Source organism: Pseudomonas furukawaii (assembly GCF_002355475.1).
In the GTDB taxonomy this organism is placed as follows: domain Bacteria; phylum Pseudomonadota; class Gammaproteobacteria; order Pseudomonadales; family Pseudomonadaceae; genus Metapseudomonas; species Metapseudomonas furukawaii.
The window spans coordinates 5230239-5244786 of record NZ_AP014862.1; the positions used below are offsets into that span (position 1 = coordinate 5230239).

Annotated in this window: 21 protein-coding genes and 1 pseudogene; 3 read left to right on the forward strand and 19 right to left on the reverse strand. The window is 59.1% G+C overall.

Annotation, left to right across the window (positions count from 1 at the left end):
- Positions 1-8: 8 nt before the first annotated feature.
- Positions 9-1535 carry an IS66 family transposase gene (gene tnpC / locus KF707C_RS24315; protein ID WP_003449169.1) on the forward strand — a complete coding sequence of 509 codons (1527 nt, stop codon included), beginning with the start codon at positions 9-11 and terminating at the stop codon, positions 1533-1535.
- A gap of 268 nt (positions 1536-1803) precedes the next feature.
- On the opposite strand, the gene KF707C_RS29215 is transcribed toward tnpC, so the two are convergent.
- The 4 genes from KF707C_RS29215 to KF707C_RS24330 form a co-directional block, all read right to left on the reverse strand.
- Complete coding sequence (locus KF707C_RS29215; protein ID WP_131679701.1) at positions 1804-2223, reverse strand: hypothetical protein; 420 nt, start codon at positions 2221-2223, stop codon at positions 1804-1806.
- A gap of 2 nt (positions 2224-2225) precedes the next feature.
- On the reverse strand, positions 2226-3521 hold the full coding sequence (locus KF707C_RS24320; RefSeq protein WP_069776297.1) for an AAA family ATPase: 1296 nt from the start codon (positions 3519-3521) through the stop codon (positions 2226-2228).
- A gap of 95 nt (positions 3522-3616) precedes the next feature.
- Positions 3617-3916 carry a hypothetical protein gene (locus KF707C_RS24325; protein ID WP_036994308.1) on the reverse strand — a complete coding sequence of 100 codons (300 nt, stop codon included), beginning with the start codon at positions 3914-3916 and terminating at the stop codon, positions 3617-3619.
- Complete coding sequence (locus KF707C_RS24330) at positions 3913-4782, reverse strand: restriction endonuclease (RefSeq protein ID WP_004422790.1); 870 nt, start codon at positions 4780-4782, stop codon at positions 3913-3915. Before KF707C_RS24330 ends, KF707C_RS24325 begins: the two co-directional genes overlap by 4 nt.
- A gap of 150 nt (positions 4783-4932) precedes the next feature.
- Here KF707C_RS24330 and KF707C_RS24335 point away from each other — a divergent pair, with 150 nt between their 5' ends.
- Positions 4933-5277: a hypothetical protein gene (locus KF707C_RS24335; RefSeq protein WP_036994313.1), complete on the forward strand. Its 345-nt coding sequence runs from the start codon at positions 4933-4935 to the stop codon at positions 5275-5277.
- A gap of 44 nt (positions 5278-5321) precedes the next feature.
- Here the strand turns inward: KF707C_RS24335 and KF707C_RS24340 are convergent, their stop codons facing one another.
- The 9 genes and pseudogenes from KF707C_RS24340 to KF707C_RS29380 form a co-directional block, all read right to left on the reverse strand.
- Complete coding sequence (locus tag KF707C_RS24340) at positions 5322-5585, reverse strand: BrnA antitoxin family protein (RefSeq protein WP_004422795.1); 264 nt, start codon at positions 5583-5585, stop codon at positions 5322-5324.
- Positions 5563-5841, reverse strand: a complete 279-nt coding sequence (locus tag KF707C_RS24345) for a BrnT family toxin (RefSeq protein ID WP_004422797.1) — start codon at positions 5839-5841, stop codon at positions 5563-5565. The genes KF707C_RS24340 and KF707C_RS24345 overlap by 23 nt, the downstream gene beginning before the upstream one ends.
- A 120-nt stretch (positions 5842-5961) precedes the next feature.
- Positions 5962-6237, reverse strand: coding sequence for a hypothetical protein (locus tag KF707C_RS24350; RefSeq protein ID WP_004422799.1), 276 nt, complete (start codon positions 6235-6237; stop codon positions 5962-5964).
- A 314-nt stretch (positions 6238-6551) separates the two neighbouring features.
- A complete protein-coding gene (locus KF707C_RS24355; protein ID WP_004422800.1) occupies positions 6552-6812 on the reverse strand; it encodes a Txe/YoeB family addiction module toxin in 261 nt (86 codons plus the stop codon).
- Entirely contained in the window at positions 6812-7084 is a 273-nt protein-coding gene (locus tag KF707C_RS24360) for a type II toxin-antitoxin system Phd/YefM family antitoxin (RefSeq protein ID WP_004422802.1), read from the reverse strand. The genes KF707C_RS24355 and KF707C_RS24360 overlap by 1 nt, the downstream gene beginning before the upstream one ends.
- 183 nt (positions 7085-7267) lie before the next feature.
- The gene (locus KF707C_RS24365; RefSeq protein ID WP_036994315.1) at positions 7268-7687 is read right to left on the reverse strand and encodes a type II toxin-antitoxin system VapC family toxin; all 420 of its coding nucleotides are present in this window, start codon (positions 7685-7687) and stop codon (positions 7268-7270) included.
- Entirely contained in the window at positions 7684-7929 is a 246-nt protein-coding gene (locus KF707C_RS24370; RefSeq protein ID WP_036994317.1) for a FitA-like ribbon-helix-helix domain-containing protein, read from the reverse strand. The genes KF707C_RS24365 and KF707C_RS24370 overlap by 4 nt, the downstream gene beginning before the upstream one ends.
- A gap of 35 nt (positions 7930-7964) precedes the next feature.
- Positions 7965-8120, reverse strand: a pseudogene (locus tag KF707C_RS24375) (phage integrase); the annotation flags it as partial.
- Positions 8121-8164: 44 nt separating this feature from the next.
- Positions 8165-8338, reverse strand: a complete 174-nt coding sequence (locus KF707C_RS29380) for a hypothetical protein (protein ID WP_004422807.1) — start codon at positions 8336-8338, stop codon at positions 8165-8167.
- A 450-nt stretch (positions 8339-8788) separates the two neighbouring features.
- On the opposite strand from KF707C_RS29380, the gene KF707C_RS24380 reads away from it, so the two are divergent.
- Complete coding sequence (locus tag KF707C_RS24380) at positions 8789-9007, forward strand: hypothetical protein (RefSeq protein ID WP_036994319.1); 219 nt, start codon at positions 8789-8791, stop codon at positions 9005-9007.
- 60 nt (positions 9008-9067) lie between these two features.
- Here the strand turns inward: KF707C_RS24380 and KF707C_RS24385 are convergent, their stop codons facing one another.
- The 6 genes from KF707C_RS24385 to KF707C_RS24410 all read right to left on the reverse strand — a co-directional run bounded on the left by KF707C_RS24385 (position 9068) and on the right by KF707C_RS24410 (position 14509).
- Positions 9068-10063, reverse strand: coding sequence for an isocitrate/isopropylmalate dehydrogenase family protein (locus KF707C_RS24385; protein WP_004422810.1), 996 nt, complete (start codon positions 10061-10063; stop codon positions 9068-9070).
- 4 nt (positions 10064-10067) lie between these two features.
- Positions 10068-10982 (reverse strand): DMT family transporter, encoded by a 915-nt coding sequence (locus KF707C_RS24390; protein WP_036994327.1) that lies wholly within the window; start codon positions 10980-10982, stop codon positions 10068-10070.
- Between the two features lie 3 nt (positions 10983-10985).
- A complete protein-coding gene (gene can / locus KF707C_RS24395) occupies positions 10986-11630 on the reverse strand; it encodes a carbonate dehydratase (RefSeq protein WP_004422815.1) in 645 nt (214 codons plus the stop codon).
- A 67-nt stretch (positions 11631-11697) separates the two neighbouring features.
- A complete protein-coding gene (rimI, locus tag KF707C_RS24400) occupies positions 11698-12150 on the reverse strand; it encodes a ribosomal protein S18-alanine N-acetyltransferase (RefSeq protein ID WP_004422817.1) in 453 nt (150 codons plus the stop codon).
- Positions 12147-12962 (reverse strand): hypothetical protein, encoded by an 816-nt coding sequence (locus KF707C_RS24405; protein WP_036994328.1) that lies wholly within the window; start codon positions 12960-12962, stop codon positions 12147-12149. Before KF707C_RS24405 ends, rimI begins: the two co-directional genes overlap by 4 nt.
- Positions 12959-14509: a 2-isopropylmalate synthase gene (locus KF707C_RS24410; protein WP_004422821.1), complete on the reverse strand. Its 1551-nt coding sequence runs from the start codon at positions 14507-14509 to the stop codon at positions 12959-12961. Before KF707C_RS24410 ends, KF707C_RS24405 begins: the two co-directional genes overlap by 4 nt.
- Positions 14510-14548 lie beyond the last annotated feature (39 nt).

The window sequence follows — 14548 nt, forward strand, 5'->3', positions numbered from 1 at the left end:
CCGGCGCCATGAAATCCGGCGCTGACTCCCTTCCCGACGACCCCGTTCTGCTCAAGCAGATGCTGCTGTTGGCGCACGGAAAGGTGGCGCAACTCCAAGAGCAGGTTGCTCTGCTGCGCCACAAACTGTTCTCGCCAAAGTCCGAGCGCAGTCCCGAGGATGCCGACTCCCCGCAGCTGGCCATGTTCAACGAGGCTGAGGAGTTGCTCGAAGAGCCTGCTGGCGGATCGAGTGAAGCCGAGGCCGAAGAAGTCGTCGCCCCCGTGAAGCGACGTGGCAAGCGCAAGCCTCTTCCGGCTAACTTGCCGCGCGTGGATGTCATCCACGAGCTGCCTGAGTACGAGCGCACCTGTACCTGCGGCGCCTGCAAACAGGTGATCGGCGAGGAAACCAGCGAGCAGCTGGAAATCATCCCGATGCAGGTGCGGGTCATTCGCCATATCCGCAAGACCTATGCCTGCAAGGCCTGCGAAACCGCCCCGGTCACCGCTGACAAACCGGCGCAACTGATTGAGAAAAGCCTGGCCAGTCCCAGCGTGCTGGCCATGCTGCTGACCACCAAGTACGCCGATGGCATCCCGCTGTATCGTTTCGAGAAGATGCTCAGCCGCCACGGCATCGACATCCCCCGCCAGACCCTGGCGCGCTGGGTGATCCAGTCCGGCGAACAGCTACAACCCTTGCTCAACCTGATGCGCGACCAGTTGCTGGGCTACCCGGTGCTGCACTGCGACGAAACCCGGCTCCAGGTACTGCATGAGCCCGGGCGCGATCCCACGGCGCAGTCCTGGATGTGGGTGCAGAGCGGCGGCCCGCCGGAGAAACCTGTCGTCCTGTTCGACTACAGCACCAGCCGTGCGCAGGACGTGCCGTTGCACCTGCTCGAAGGCTTCAGCGGCTACCTGATGACCGACGACTATGCCGGCTACAACGCCGTGGCCGCGCAAACGGGGATCGAGCGTCTGGCCTGCTGGGCCCATGCCCGGCGCAAGTTCATCGACGCGCAGAAGGTGCAGCCCAAGGGCAAGATCGGGCGTGCCGACATGGCCTTGAACCTGATCAACAAGCTCTACGGCATCGAGCGCGACCTGAAGGAGGCTAACGACAGCGAACGCCTCGTAGCTCGTCAGCAACGTAGTCAGCCACTGCTCGATCAACTCAAGGCCTGGCTGGACAAGACTCAGCCGCAGGTCGCCGCGCAGAACGCCCTGGGCAAGGCGGTGAACTACCTGGCCAGCAACTGGAGCCGGCTCGTGCGCTATGTCGAAGGCGGACATCTGCCCATCGACAACAACCGCGCGGAGAACGCCATCCGCCCGTTCGTCATCGGGCGCAAGAACTGGCTGTTCAGCGACACGCCCAAAGGCGCTACGGCCAGCGCGCAGATCTACAGCCTGATCGAAACCGCCAAGGCCAACGGGCAGGAGCCCTATGCCTGGCTGCGCTACATCCTCGAACGCCTGCCGTTGGCCAATAGCATCGAAGACTTCGAAGCCCTGCTGCCGTGGAACTGCCCACCGACAAACGCATCCTGATCACGGCAACTCGTCAAAGGAAGACGGGGTTTATGGAGCGGATACATTTGATTCTTGTTGACGTATTTCCGAAATATCGTTGATGGTTTATTTCAGCCAAAGAAAGGCGAGACCAGAATATGACAAGCCCCATAGAGGCTTTGACGGTCAGAGCACGGAAAATCGTCAATTAAAAAAAGATAGTTTTCAGTATGCCATGAGCCAAAAACTAAAAACCAGATAAAGATGGCCCAACGCTGAATAACATGAGCCATCCAAAACTATAACACTACTCGTCAACCTGATGCCTGGTAGTATTAACAAACAACCTAGCACCGTAATCCTTCAACATTCTAACCTTTAAAACCTGGGTCTTAGGCCCGGATTTCGGCACTCTCGACGCAACAATATGACAGTCCTTAATTAAACCAGCATGCCGCACAGAAAATCTATCCATAGTTGCACACAACTGAGAATACGCCTTTTCAACATCTTTGCCTTTCAGTTCAAGATAGATAACCTTTTTCATTGGCGCATCTATCTCAAACAGGTAATCACAACGCGGCGAATTATCAGTCACAACACACCCATCAACCTCAACTTTGGAGATAATTTTCCCCTTTACATTCCGAATAACTAATTGTCTACCATGGGCAGCAGCCGTAACAAGAGGGCTATTTGTTTTATTAGCGCACGCTCCAAAGCTCATACTTACTCCCCATATAGAATTTGAGCAATACTGTCAAAGCTACGATCAAAAGAGTCAGAAACCTCATCCAGCACACTTGCCCCTATCAGCCGACTCTCCTTATCAACTATATCAATCAACTCACCATCTTGAATTGTATAAGCGGACACATCCTCAAATGACAGAGTCTCCATTTTATCAGCAACCTTAAGCAACTCCCTCTCTTTAGAAGACCCCTCATCAACAATCGAGAAAGCGTCACCCGCAGCGATCAAATTATTTATAGCAGTCAGAATATAAGGGCTATGAGTTGTAATAAAAAACTTATGACCAAAATACCTATGAATAATTGCAACAAGAGTCGCAATATGCTTCTGAGAAACAGGAAAAAGATGGGCCTCAGGCTCTTCGATTATAAAGGTACCTAGTCGATCTTTCCCTAGCAGGGTTGGCCAAACAGAAAGCACCAATAGCATAGGAATAGACTCCTGCTGTCCCGATGAAGCGTTCGCCAAGTTTGTCTTTCTTCCGTCACTTTGAATCCAATCCTTCTCCTCTTCATATAAATATTCACCTGAAGCAATATCCCTGGTCAGACGGTCGACCTTCTTCCTATAGTCGTCACTTACCTTATTTCCATAAATATGGTTATTACCATAAAACCTCTTACAACTTTCATACCTTGCCCCAAACTCCTTAATAAATGGATCAATTTCAATATTACTAGCAAGGAAAGAAAATACGTTCTTTTGGAGGTTTGCAAAAAAAGACCGTGTAGCCGGAACAAAAATACTCCGTTGAAAACAAGTCCCAAAAGTAGAGGACTGAATTTTATCTATTACCGACTCATAGAAAACCTGATCCCTGCTATTGATTCTCTTCCCAGAATGATTCCCCCTCACCTTTTCATCATATTCAATCAAAGCATCCTTGTAGCATGCTTTAAGCCTACGATGAAAATCGATTATTTTCTTGCAATAATCAAACTTAAGAACATGACTTCTAGCCGTTAGCTTACCTTCAAGCGACAGCCAATAATCCCCACAAGAATATCTTATGTAGAAGCTTTTTTGCCCCCAAGTATACTTAGGAAAAATCTGCTCAAACTGAGCAACACAACTCTTATCCAAATCCCTCTTCGAACCAAAACTCTCAATCGAACGAATGTACTGCTCAGCAAAAGTGCTCTTAAAAAAATAAAGCAATTTCGCAATAACACTCTTACCCTTTGCTTGAGGCCCTATGATAATATTTATTTTTCTGATTTCAAACTCAGCATTTTTAATTGTCAAAAAATCTATGACTTCAATCTTTTCCATGAGCCCTCACAAATCTAAAAGCAAAAAAAACAAAGCAACTTCAAAATGAGATACTATCACCTCAAAAACACTTACCACATAAAAAGATAACCCCCTTACAGCAAATCCTTGAAAATCGGACAGCTATCCAAGATGGAGCATCTAATTGCCTGATCATAATCACCCATCTCAAAGCCATGCCCGCATGCCGGGCATAGCCAGATAACACGCTTGAACAAATAGATCAGAAAAGCAACTCCCCCAACGACCAGGACCTCAATGTCGTTGATGTTAGTCCCCATGCTTCGATGAGTAGCAAGAAACGCTCCAGTCATTAGCACAACGGCAATGGAGCTAAGGCTAAAGGACCAAGTACGCCTTCTGTATTCCCATTTGTAGAACTTGGCTTCACTCATACCGGGGCCTCCTCCAACTGGCGTACACCTTTGCAAGCCGGGAACTTGGTACAGCCCCAGAACTGATTACCCAGGTTCAGCCCACGCTTGGCAGTGCGAATCACCATTGAAGCGTTGCAGACCGGGCAGGAGGGAACGGCAGGCTGAGCAAGTGGCCTTTCAGGTTGCGGGGTGGCTTTGGCGGGTTGCTCCGGGCCGGATCGGTTGGCAATCCAGCGCTTGAGCAAATTGCCGTCCACCAACTGGATATTGCGCCCCTGGGCGAATGCCTTGGCCTCTTCGGTGTAAGTACCCGAGGTCACCACAAAGCCACCCGCCGCACCTTCGGCCGCCATTACGCCAAAGAACTCGCGGATAACGGTGACGCCTACCTTGATGGCCTTCCATTGTTTGCACTGGACCAGGTACTTGTCCGTGCCCAGGTGCAGGACCAGGTCAATACCGCCATCCGGCCCGCTGCCGCCCTTCTCGACAACGGTGAAGCCCTTGCGCCGGAATGCTTCGCCCACCAGCTGCTCAAACTCGCGCCAGCTAATGCCATCAACCGTCTTGCCGGGCTGAGTGGCGGTAGCCACGTCGTCGATAAGCTTCTTGCGCTTGGCCCTGCCAGCGATCGAGCCGATAGCACCACACACGAATATGAAGGGAACAACGTACTGCCCCACCAGGGCGAGGCTACGGAGAACAGTCCCCGTCATGGCTGTGGAAAACTGGCTGGGGTGGGTCATGGCAGGCGGGGCGCTGGTGGCAAAGCCATGCAGCAGGAACCACGACACCAAGGCAATCAGCAGGCTGGCCCACCAGGGCAGCAGCGCCGCGAGGGAGATGAGATCTTCAAACGGGGAAGTTTTGCGACGACGTGCCATTCCTTGCGCTCTCGTGGTATCCATACGTGGCACAAGGCCATGGGGCGAGGCTAGCGCGGTACGTTGCCCTTCGTAAATAGCCATCCGTAACGACTTTGGGCTAGCTGGACCCGCGCCAGCATGCCTCCACTGAACCAAGGAGCGGTCCTGGTGAAAGCCTTATCCATCCTCTTTCTGCTTGTCGGCCTTGCAGCTGTCGCTCAGGAATCGCTCGCAGCCGAATCCAAGCCCCTGGCCACCGAGGCGGCAGAAGCCATCCAGCCCTACGCCAAGAGGTTTGGCGAGGCAGTTGACCAAACCGTAAATGAGTTCTTTGCCGGCACAGACGGCCCCTTGGGGGACGCGGCTCGCAGCAACCTGCAACGCCGAGAGCAGGCCGAGCGAGAGGCTAACAGAGGTACAAGGAAGACGATGAAGGAGTGCATCAAGCCTGGGAACGTCATTGATGATGACGTGAAGGAGTGCATGGACGGGTTTAGAGAAAAGACCTGGTAGTGATCGACCACTATCAACAATCTCCAAATGCCATGCGGGATTGTTCAGCGCCGAGAGTTCTGACTCTGCTGAGCCTGCATGTACTGGCGTAGCAGTTGGTTGATCCGGGTCTGGTAGCCGGCGCCCTGCCCCTTGAACCATTCCAGCACGTCGGCATCCAGACGGATGGTGACGGCCTGCTTCACCGGAACACGCAGTTCCGCACGGCGGAAGAAGTCTTCGTCGAGTTCGGGGATATCGGTGGTGTCGATATCCTTGTCATCCAGCTTGGCGAGACGATCCCAATCAGTTTTCGATGCTTTCGACATAGCGTTTGGCCTCCTGCTTGGTGGCTTTTCGGGCAGAGATAATGCGGATCACGTCACCCCGCCGCTCGGTGTATACGACCACGCCTACCAGCGCCTTGATCCACCCCAGGCTGATCCAGCGCTCTTCGCCGTAATCGGTACGGTCATCGCGCAAAACCACCCGTGGGTGCTGAAACATATCCGGCACGTCATTGAAGTCGATCCCGTGCTTGCGGATGTTGGCCTGGTTCTTGTCTTCGTCCCATTCAAAGCGCATGAGACGACCTGTATTTACTTACGTACATACACAATACTCCCCCCAGATGGAAAAGCGCAGCCTTGGCCGACGCAATGAACCATGTGGCCTGAACCTAATCAGTTCAACCGCTGGCGAGCCTCAGCCGCTGGTTTCGGCTGCTTCCTTGATCAGATCATCGATATCCACAGCCACGACCGGCTCCCCCTGGCGATGGCGGACCAGTTCGGACAGTTGCAGGTCATCGATCCGTTCCAACAGGGCCAGGTACTGCGCAGGCGGAACGGCATAGAAGGCCGGTTGATCGTCATCGAGGACCAGGACCGTTTCACCCTGCCCTTTGCGGACGGCGCCGATTGGGTCACGCTTGAAGTCGGTGAGGGAGATGGCAAGATCAGCCAGAACCGGAAAGGCCATGTGAACCTCCTTTGAGGGGCTGCCATTGGCAGAAAGGCCGGCGAAATACGGGTGACTACATTGGGGGCTTTTTCGGAAAAGCTGTGGTTTTGTGAGGTTGGGACCGGGCTGCAGGCCGCGAATCATGGGCGTTCGGGTCGGAATGGGTGGCCTTGCAGTTGATTCATAATGCTGATGTCCCAGGTTCAAGTCCCGGTGTAGCCACCATACAAATCAAAGGGTTAGCGAAAGCTAACCCTTTTTTGTTTTGGGCGGCAGACTACAAACAGACTACGCCGCAGACTACAGCCCCCTCTCAACACCCCAGATGCCAATCAATAGTGATAGCGGCACGAAAGAATCTCCAACGCCTCCCCCGCCTGTCGATAGACCAAGCGATTGGTGTCATCGATTCGCCTTGACCACCATCCCGACAGGTTCTCTTTCAAGGGCTCCGGTTTTCCGATCCCTTCAAATGGGCTCCGGCAGCAATCCTTGATGAGCAGGTTGATACGCTTCAGCGTCTTCTTGTCCTGGCTCTGCCAATACTCATAGTCGGCCCACGCTTCGAGCGACCAGACAAGACGACTCGTCATCAGCGGGTCGCCTGTTCTTCGTCCAGGACCAGATCCCGCACAACGGTATTGTCAGCCTCCATCTGGGCCAGCGATCGGGCCAGGTGAGCGGCGTTAGCCGGGGACTTCAGGAGATGCACGGTCTCCATCAGGCTGTTGAAGCTATCCAGGGACAGCAGCACGGCGTCCGGCGCATCGCGGCGCGAAATGATGGTGAAGTCAGAATCATCAACAACGTCATCGATGACTTTCTTCAGGTTGTTGCGGGCATCGGTGAAGTTGACTACTCGCATCCCGAATTCCTCATGTTCAATTTACTGTACAAGTCTAGACTTCATCGCTGCAGGTCAGCAACTCACGACGGCATCCGGCTCGGGCGGTTTTGGGAATCTCATGCCCACTCTGCGCCAGCGCAAGCTAGCCCTTTTTGCTTTCTGGGGTAGTGACTACACCCTGCCTACCAAGACCTTTCCTGCTCAACTTTCCCAAGGATTTACCAAGGGAACGCCAAATTCCTCAAAGTGACGGACGTTTCGAGTAGCGATCCTGGCTCCATGAAGCCGGGCAATCGCAGCGATCTGCCCATCTGCCATGTCGGCTATTTTCCCCCTCCCCTCACTTGCCGCGACCAGATCCGCGTAGTGCACAGCCGCGTCGGCATCGAAGGCCAGGATATTGCCTGCGAAGTCCTCTTCGAACATGGCAGTAGCGACTGCGTACAGCGCGTCCTTACGCTTGCCGTCAGGCATCCTCGCAATTCCGTAGAGGATCTCCGCGACGGTGATGGAGGAGATGATCAGGTCACTGCTTCTCTGAGCGTCCACCCAAGCGATGACATTCGGGTCAGGCTTCGCACGCATCAACTCGGACAGTACGTTGGTGTCGAGCAAGATCATTCATCAAAGTCCGCTGCACGAGCCTTGGTCTTGCGGGCGGGGAGTTCGACATCAGCGCCACCCACAGCCGCAAAGCGGCTATGAATACGGGAGCCCATAGCGCTGGGCTTATCCTGCCGCGAAAGCGCTTCAGCAAGGATCACCCTCACCTCTTCCTCCATCGAACGGCCATGACTGGCCGCCACGACACGAAGCCGCGCTTTCAGATCGTCATCCAGGTTGCGAATCGTGATGCTGGCCATAAGCACCTCCAGTGAAATCATTGCAATCACTGAAATCATACGGCTACATGCCCGCTCTGCGCCAGCGGAGACAGACGCAAAGCCGACTCCAAGTGGTCAGGCGAAAGGTGCGCATAGCGCATGGTCATGTTGATCGACGAGTGCCCGAGGATCCCCTGCAGGACGAGGATGTCCCTCATCATGTCGTGGTTGACGAAGGCGTACCGTACTGTCATTTCCCCCTCCCCTGCGCGTTTCACACCAGCGCTATCGCCAGCAGCACCAGTTCCACTACCGCCACGGTGAACAGGCCGCGTTCGATCCAGAGCAAAATGGCGTGGGGGCGATCGCCTGCGGCGGCGCGGTAGTCACGGTAAGCATGGAGGGTGAATGCGAGTGTAGGGATGAACAGCAGCAGGAAGTCTCTCAAGTCCTTTCTCCAGGTCGTGGTGCTCGCTCCTGATGTGGCTGGCCGCACAGCGGTGACATCAGTGCCCATGGCGTGTCCAGTCGCTGTCAGGTCAAGGCCTCCCAGTGAGGCGAACATCCCGCGAATGAATGAGCCCAGCCCGGACGACGATTCAGGTAGAAGTGGGAAGGGACCTTTCCAGGCGCCCGAGCGGAGCAGGTCCAGGAACACTGCCCGAACCAGTCGTTCTTCACGCCTGAATGTGACGGAGGAAATGGCTTGGAGGCGTGTGGACCGATGATGACCGTCCGACAGCGAGGCACGTTTCTCCTCCCCCAGAAGGCGAACGAGACGGCTTACTACCAATCATCCCGCCACCAAATAGGAAAAGTCTGAAAGTACCTTCGCCACATGGACCCGGGTTCCCACTTCATGGTCCCCTTGCGCGGTCATCGACGCGAGGAAATCCCCATGCAGATCCATGTTGGCGAACGCAGGGAGGGTGACGTAGTGACACTGAGGGTGCTGGAAGGAGTCAGCGAATCAGTGTTGATGGACATGTTGAAGTCGGAAGGCATCGAACTGGTCTTCGGCCCCATCGAGCAGGGCCGGGTCATGCTGGAACTCCGAGCCCCCAGAAGAATGCTGGTGGTGGTGGAGAAGGCCCCACTCCTGCCAGTCAACGCTTGAATCCTGAACCCCGCTTCGGCGGGGTTTCTTTTGTGCGCACTTCGTCCGCGGCGCGACCGCCTACAGCGCGGCGAGGATGCCCTGGCCGACGACGCGGGTGGTCTCGAAACCGAAGTCGGCCCTGCCCTCCTCCCACAGGAAGCTTTCCACAGCCCCCTCCAGGCGCTGGGCCAGGACAGGTTCCTGCCAGTGGTAGCGCAACAACAGGGCGGTGCTGAGGATGGCACCGAGGGGGTTGGCTCTGCCGCTGCCGACGATGTCGGGGGCGCTGCCGTGAACGGGTTCGGCCAGGGCGATGCCTTCGCCCCAATTGAGGGAGGGCGCCAGCCCAAGGCCGCCACTCCAGTGGCAGGCGAGGTCGGGGAGGATGTCGCCGAAGAGATTGGTGGTGACGATCAGGTCGAACGCCTCGGGTTGTTCCACCAGTTGCAGGGCGGCGACGTCCACCAGGCGTTCGTCCAGCTCGGAGGCCCAGCCTTCGCCTTCCAGCACCTCCCGGCAGGTATCGCGGAACAGCCCGCAGGTGAGGGGCAGGACGTTAGCCTTGTGGACCAGGGTGATTCGCCGTGCATGCCGCGCCTTGGCGACGTCCTGGGCGCGGTGGGCCAGCGCCAGGCAGGCTTCGCGGGTGACGACCCGTTCAGCGATGGCGACGCCTTCTGCTTCCAGGTGCTCCCGGCCGCTGTAGAGACCTTCACTGTTTTCCCGAAGGATGATGAGGTCGACGCCCGGACGGGAGGAGAGGCTGGGCCAGCTGCGTACCGGCCGCAGGCTGGTGCCCAGACGCAGCCCCTGGCGCAACTGGAGGATGGCGCTGCGGTAGCCGGGCACCCGATGGCTGGGAGAGGAAACTGCACCGAACAAGCCGGCGCCACATTCGCGCAGGGCGTCGAAGGTGGCCTCTGGTACGGCGCAGCCCTGACGCTGGAAGCAGTCCCACCCAGCGTCGGCTTCCCGGGTCTGCAACCCGGGGAGCAGGGCCTCGAGGATTTCGACGGCCACCGGCACCACTTCGCGACCAATGCCGTCCCCGGGTATCACCACCAGCCTGTGCATATGCTCACCTCAATGACGGGCGCGTCGCCAGCAGCAGGCCGGCGAAGATCATTGCCCCTCCCAACCAATGGTAGGCCTGGAGGCCCTCTCCCAACAGCAGGTAACCCAACAGCGCGGTGAACACGGGCATCAGGTAGTTGGTGAGTACGGCCTTGGCCACGCCCAGCACGCGGATGCCGTGGTTCCACAACAGATAGGCCAACAGAGAGGCGGCGACGCCGGTGTAGCCGATGGCGGCGAAGTTATCCACAGTCGGCTCGAAATGCTGGCCGCTGGCTAGCTCCAGCAGGTAGCCGGGCAGCAGCAGGGTAACGCCGCAGACGATCATGGCGCCCAGCAGTACCAGGGGCGGCAGCTGGAAATAGGCGCTCCAGCGGCGCAGCAACAATGTATAGAGCGCCCAGTCGATGACGGCCGCCAGCATGATGAGGTCGCCGGGGTTGAAGGTCAGCGCCATCAATTGGGCCCCGCTCCCCTGTGCGATGAGCACCAGCAGGCCGACCGTGGCGACGATCATGCCCAGCCAGGCGCGGCGCTTGGGCCATTCGTTGAGCAGGATGCCGGCGCCGATGAAAGTGGCCAGGGGCAGGCAGGTGTTGAGCAGGGTGAGGTTGATGGCCACGGTGGTGCGGGCGGCGAAGTAGAGCAGCACACTGAAGTTGCAGATGCCCAGGGTGGCCACCAGCAGCAGGCGCCAGCCGGCCTGACGCAGCTGGGCGCGATGCTGCCACATGGGACGGGCGACGAAGGGCAGGAGGATCGCCAGGGCCAGGGTCCAGCGCCAGAATGAAAGTGTGAAAGGTGGAATCGCGTCGTGGAAGGCGCGAGCGACCAAGGCATTCCCCGCCCAGAAAAGACTGGCCAGAAGGAGGCCGGCCCAGGCCAGCCCAACGGCGCCCGGGCCTGTACCTTGCGTCATGCTTCAGTTGTTTCCCGGCGGACGCAGGCGGTACTGCGGTGGCAGTTGGTCCATGCCGCTGACGGTGACGTTGAGGTCTTTCCAGATGCCGTCCTTGATGCCGTAGATGCAGCCATGGACGGAGAGGCTCTGTCCACGGTGCCAGGCGTTCTGGACGATGGTGGTGTGGCTGACGTTGGCGACCTGCTGGATGACGTTGAGCTCGCAGAGCCGATCGACCCGTGCGTCCTCGGTGGCGAAACTGGCGAGGTGCTCGCGATGTTCGTAATAGAGGTCGCGGATGGAGCGCAGCCAGCCGTCGATCAGGCCGTACTGGGTGTCACGCATGGAGGCGCGCACGCCACCACAGCCGTAGTGGCCGGTGACGAGGATGTGCTTCACCTTGAGGACGTCCACGGCGTACTGGACCACCGACAGGCAATTGAGGTCCGTGTGCAGCACGACGTTGGCGACATTGCGGTGAACGAAGAGGTCACCAGGGAGCATGCCGACGATCTCGTTGGCCGGAACCCGAGCGTCGGAACAGCCGATCCAGAGATACTCCGGCACTTGCTGCTTGGCCAGCTTGGCGAAGAAGTCGGGGTCGCGTCGCTTGATGTCCTCGGCCCAGCGGGCGTTGTTCTCTAACAGCTGTTTCAGGTCGCTCATGGTCCCCTCCTCGTCGGCCGGCGCACCATAGCGGAGCACCGGAATCTTTGGCAATGGCCGTCGGCGCTCAATCCACCAGGGTGCAGGCCATGACCAGGGCGTCTTCACGCCCGCCCACGGCGGGGTAGTAATCGCGGCGCCGGCCGATCTCGTTGAAGCCGTACCGTTCGTAGAGCCGGTAGGCACTCTGGTTGCTGGCCCGTACTTCGAGGAAGCACTCGCTGGCGTCGAGCTGCCGGGCGCGGCTCATCAGGTGCTCCAGGAGGCGCAGGCCGAGGCCACGCCCCTGGCTTTCAGGCTTGACGGTGATGTTGAGCAGATGGGCCTCGCCGACGATGACGTTGATGACGCCATGGCCGACCTGCTGGCTGCCCTCGAACATGAGCCAGCAGTCGTAGGATTTGAGGCTGTCGATGAAGATGCCGCGGGTCCAGGGGTGGCTGAAGGCGGCGTATTCGATTTTCAGTACGGTGTCGAGGTCCGCCTCGGTCATGGGGCGGAAGGATACGGCGTCGGTCATTCAGCGTTCTTCCAGCGGCGCATCACGCGGCGCATGGCATGCCAGAGCTCGCCCTTGCGTTCGGGCTCGTCCATCAGGAGTTCCAGCCCGGGCAGCGCCCAAGCGGCACCCAGGCCTTCGACCTGGAGTTCGCGGTTGTAGGCGCCAGCATCGGCTTCACCAGCGAAGCGCACCGCCGGCAGCCCCACCAGCCAGAGGCAGGCGCAGGCGCCCGATTCTTCCAGACGCGCGCCGACGAAGCCCTGGAGGAAGTCGCGGGCCGCGTCGGGGCCCTGGTCCAGGCTGCCACCGGCCAGCAACGGCCAGCGCACAGGCTCGCCGAGTATCTGCGGACTGTCGGGCAGGCCGGCGGCACGCAGCAGGTCCTTCAACAGCAGGTAGGCCGGGTCGCGACTCTGGAACGGTTCGCCGGTGGGCAGTTCCACCAGCAGCAGGCAGCTGCCGGCGCGCAGCAGTTGCAGGGAGAAGCGCGGTGGCGGCACCAGCTCAACCTTGGCCTGGACGGGTTCGGCTTCCGGCTCGGCCTCGGGCTGCACGGCCAGACGCGGCGCACTACCAGGGCGGGGCACCTCGATGCGGGCGCGCAGGGAGGCGGTCGGGTTGGCGTCCGCAGGGGCGGCAGCGGGGGCGGCGGTACTGGCCACGGCCGCACTGGGCGCGGCGACGGTCGGAGTGTCTTCCAGTTCCTCCACGGGGAGAGGAGCGAGCAGTTCGGGACGGGAAGGCGCGGCGAAGGGCAAGTCCATGCGAGGCAGCCAGGTGGCTACCTGCATGGCATCGAGATACGCGCGACGACGGTGTTCAGCTATCAAACGTCAGCAACCTGTGGGTGGGCCTTGCGCACGCCGGCCTGCATCAGGTTCAGCGCATTGAGGTAGGCCTTTGCGGAGGCGACCACTATATCGGTATCTGCGCCGTTTCCGTTGACGATTCGTCCAGCTTTTTCGAGGCGGACGGTGACTTCACCCTGGGAGTCGGTGCCCTGGGTGATGGCGTTGACCGAGTAGAGCTGCAAGCTGGCCTCGGACAGGGCCAGGTTCTCGATGGCCTTGAAGGTGGCGTCCACCGGGCCGGAGCCCTGGGCGGAGGCTTCCTGCTCCTGGCCATCGATGGACAGCACCAGCTTGGCCTGCGGGATCTCGCCGGTCTTGGAAGCGACTTCCAGGTAAACCAGCTTGAAGTGTTCCGGGGCTTCTTCACCGAGGGTGTCGGAAACCAGGGCCTGGAGGTCTTCGTCGAAGATCTCGTGCTTCTTGTCGGCCAGCTCCTTGAAGCGGGCGAAGGCGGCGTTCAGATCCGCCTCGCTGGCCAGGGAGATGCCCAATTCGTCCAGGCGGGTGCGGAAGGCGTTACGCCCGGAGTGCTTGCCGAGCACCATCTTGTTGGTGTGCCAGCCGACGGACTGGGCGGACATGATCTCGTAGGTTTCGCGGTGCTTGAGCACGCCGTCCTGGTGGATGCCGGATTCGTGGGCAAAGGCGTTGGCGCCGACGATGGCCTTGTTGGGCTGCACCGGGAAGCCGGTGATGCCGGAGACCATGCGCGAGGTGCTGAGGATGTGCGGGGTGTCGATATTGGTGTAGACGCCGAGCACGTCCTGGCGGGTCTTGATGGCCATGACGATCTCCTCCAGCGCGGCGTTGCCGGCGCGCTCGCCCAGGCCGTTGATGGTGCACTCCACCTGGCGGGCACCCATGGCGACCGCGGCCAGGGAGTTGGCGACGGCCAGGCCCAGGTCGTTGTGGCAGTGGACGGAGAAGATGGCCTTGTCGGCATTGGGGATGCGCTCTCGCAACTGCCGGATGGTCTCGGCGTACTGGTGCGGGATGGCGTAGCCGACGGTGTCCGGGATGTTGATGGTGCGGGCGCCGGCATCGATGGCGGCCTCGATGATGCGGCAGAGGAAGTCGATCTCGGAGCGGCCGGCATCCTCGCAGGAGAATTCCACGTCATCGCAGAGGTTGCGGGCGCGCTTCACGGCGCGGACGGCCTGCTCCACCACCTGGTCGGGCTGCATCCGCAGCTTGTACTGCATGTGGATGGGGCTGGTGGCGATGAAGGTGTGGATACGCGCGGCGTTGGCGCCAGCCAGGGCCTCGGCGGCTCGGTCGATGTCGGCGTCCACTGCCCGGGAGAGGCTGCAGACGGTGCTGTCCTTGATGCTGTCGGCGATGGCCTTGACCGCCTCGAAGTCGCCGGGGCTGGCGATGGCGAAACCGGCCTCGATCACGTCCACCCGCATCCGTTCCAGGGCCTTGGCGATACGCAGCTTCTCTTCCTTGGTCATGGAGGCGCCGGGGCTCTGCTCGCCGTCCCGCAGGGTGGTGTCGAAGATGATGACGCGATCTTGGCTGCTCATGTTTCGCTCCTCACGGCCCCACCGTGCGTGCGGCCGGGG

Excerpts from the sequence above, each read along its gene's own strand:
- KF707C_RS24340 (WP_004422795.1), bottom strand. The coding sequence starts at position 5,585 with ATGTCGAAAGCATCGAAAACTGATTGGGATCGTCTCGCCAAGCTGGAT.
- KF707C_RS29215 (WP_131679701.1), bottom strand. The coding sequence starts at position 2,223 with ATGAGCTTTGGAGCGTGCGCTAATAAAACAAATAGCCCTCTTGTTACG.
- KF707C_RS24365 (WP_036994315.1), bottom strand. The coding sequence starts at position 7,687 with ATGATCTTGCTCGACACCAACGTACTGTCCGAGTTGATGCGTGCGAAG.
- KF707C_RS24350 (WP_004422799.1), bottom strand. The coding sequence starts at position 6,237 with ATGGCCTTTCCGGTTCTGGCTGATCTTGCCATCTCCCTCACCGACTTC.
- tnpC (WP_003449169.1), top strand. The coding sequence starts at position 9 with ATGAAATCCGGCGCTGACTCCCTTCCCGACGACCCCGTTCTGCTCAAG.
- KF707C_RS24385 (WP_004422810.1), bottom strand. The coding sequence starts at position 10,063 with ATGCACAGGCTGGTGGTGATACCCGGGGACGGCATTGGTCGCGAAGTG.
- can (WP_004422815.1), bottom strand. The coding sequence starts at position 11,630 with ATGAGCGACCTGAAACAGCTGTTAGAGAACAACGCCCGCTGGGCCGAG.
- KF707C_RS24320 (WP_069776297.1), bottom strand. The coding sequence starts at position 3,521 with ATGGAAAAGATTGAAGTCATAGATTTTTTGACAATTAAAAATGCTGAG.
- rimI (WP_004422817.1), bottom strand. The coding sequence starts at position 12,150 with ATGACCGACGCCGTATCCTTCCGCCCCATGACCGAGGCGGACCTCGAC.
- KF707C_RS24390 (WP_036994327.1), bottom strand. The coding sequence starts at position 10,982 with ATGACGCAAGGTACAGGCCCGGGCGCCGTTGGGCTGGCCTGGGCCGGC.
- KF707C_RS24345 (WP_004422797.1), bottom strand. The coding sequence starts at position 5,841 with ATGCGCTTTGAATGGGACGAAGACAAGAACCAGGCCAACATCCGCAAG.
- KF707C_RS24355 (WP_004422800.1), bottom strand. The coding sequence starts at position 6,812 with ATGACGAGTCGTCTTGTCTGGTCGCTCGAAGCGTGGGCCGACTATGAG.
- KF707C_RS24325 (WP_036994308.1), bottom strand. The coding sequence starts at position 3,916 with ATGAGTGAAGCCAAGTTCTACAAATGGGAATACAGAAGGCGTACTTGG.
- KF707C_RS24410 (WP_004422821.1), bottom strand. The coding sequence starts at position 14,509 with ATGAGCAGCCAAGATCGCGTCATCATCTTCGACACCACCCTGCGGGAC.
- KF707C_RS24330 (WP_004422790.1), bottom strand. The coding sequence starts at position 4,782 with ATGGCACGTCGTCGCAAAACTTCCCCGTTTGAAGATCTCATCTCCCTC.
- KF707C_RS24380 (WP_036994319.1), top strand. The coding sequence starts at position 8,789 with ATGCAGATCCATGTTGGCGAACGCAGGGAGGGTGACGTAGTGACACTG.
- KF707C_RS24360 (WP_004422802.1), bottom strand. The coding sequence starts at position 7,084 with ATGCGAGTAGTCAACTTCACCGATGCCCGCAACAACCTGAAGAAAGTC.
- KF707C_RS24370 (WP_036994317.1), bottom strand. The coding sequence starts at position 7,929 with ATGGCCAGCATCACGATTCGCAACCTGGATGACGATCTGAAAGCGCGG.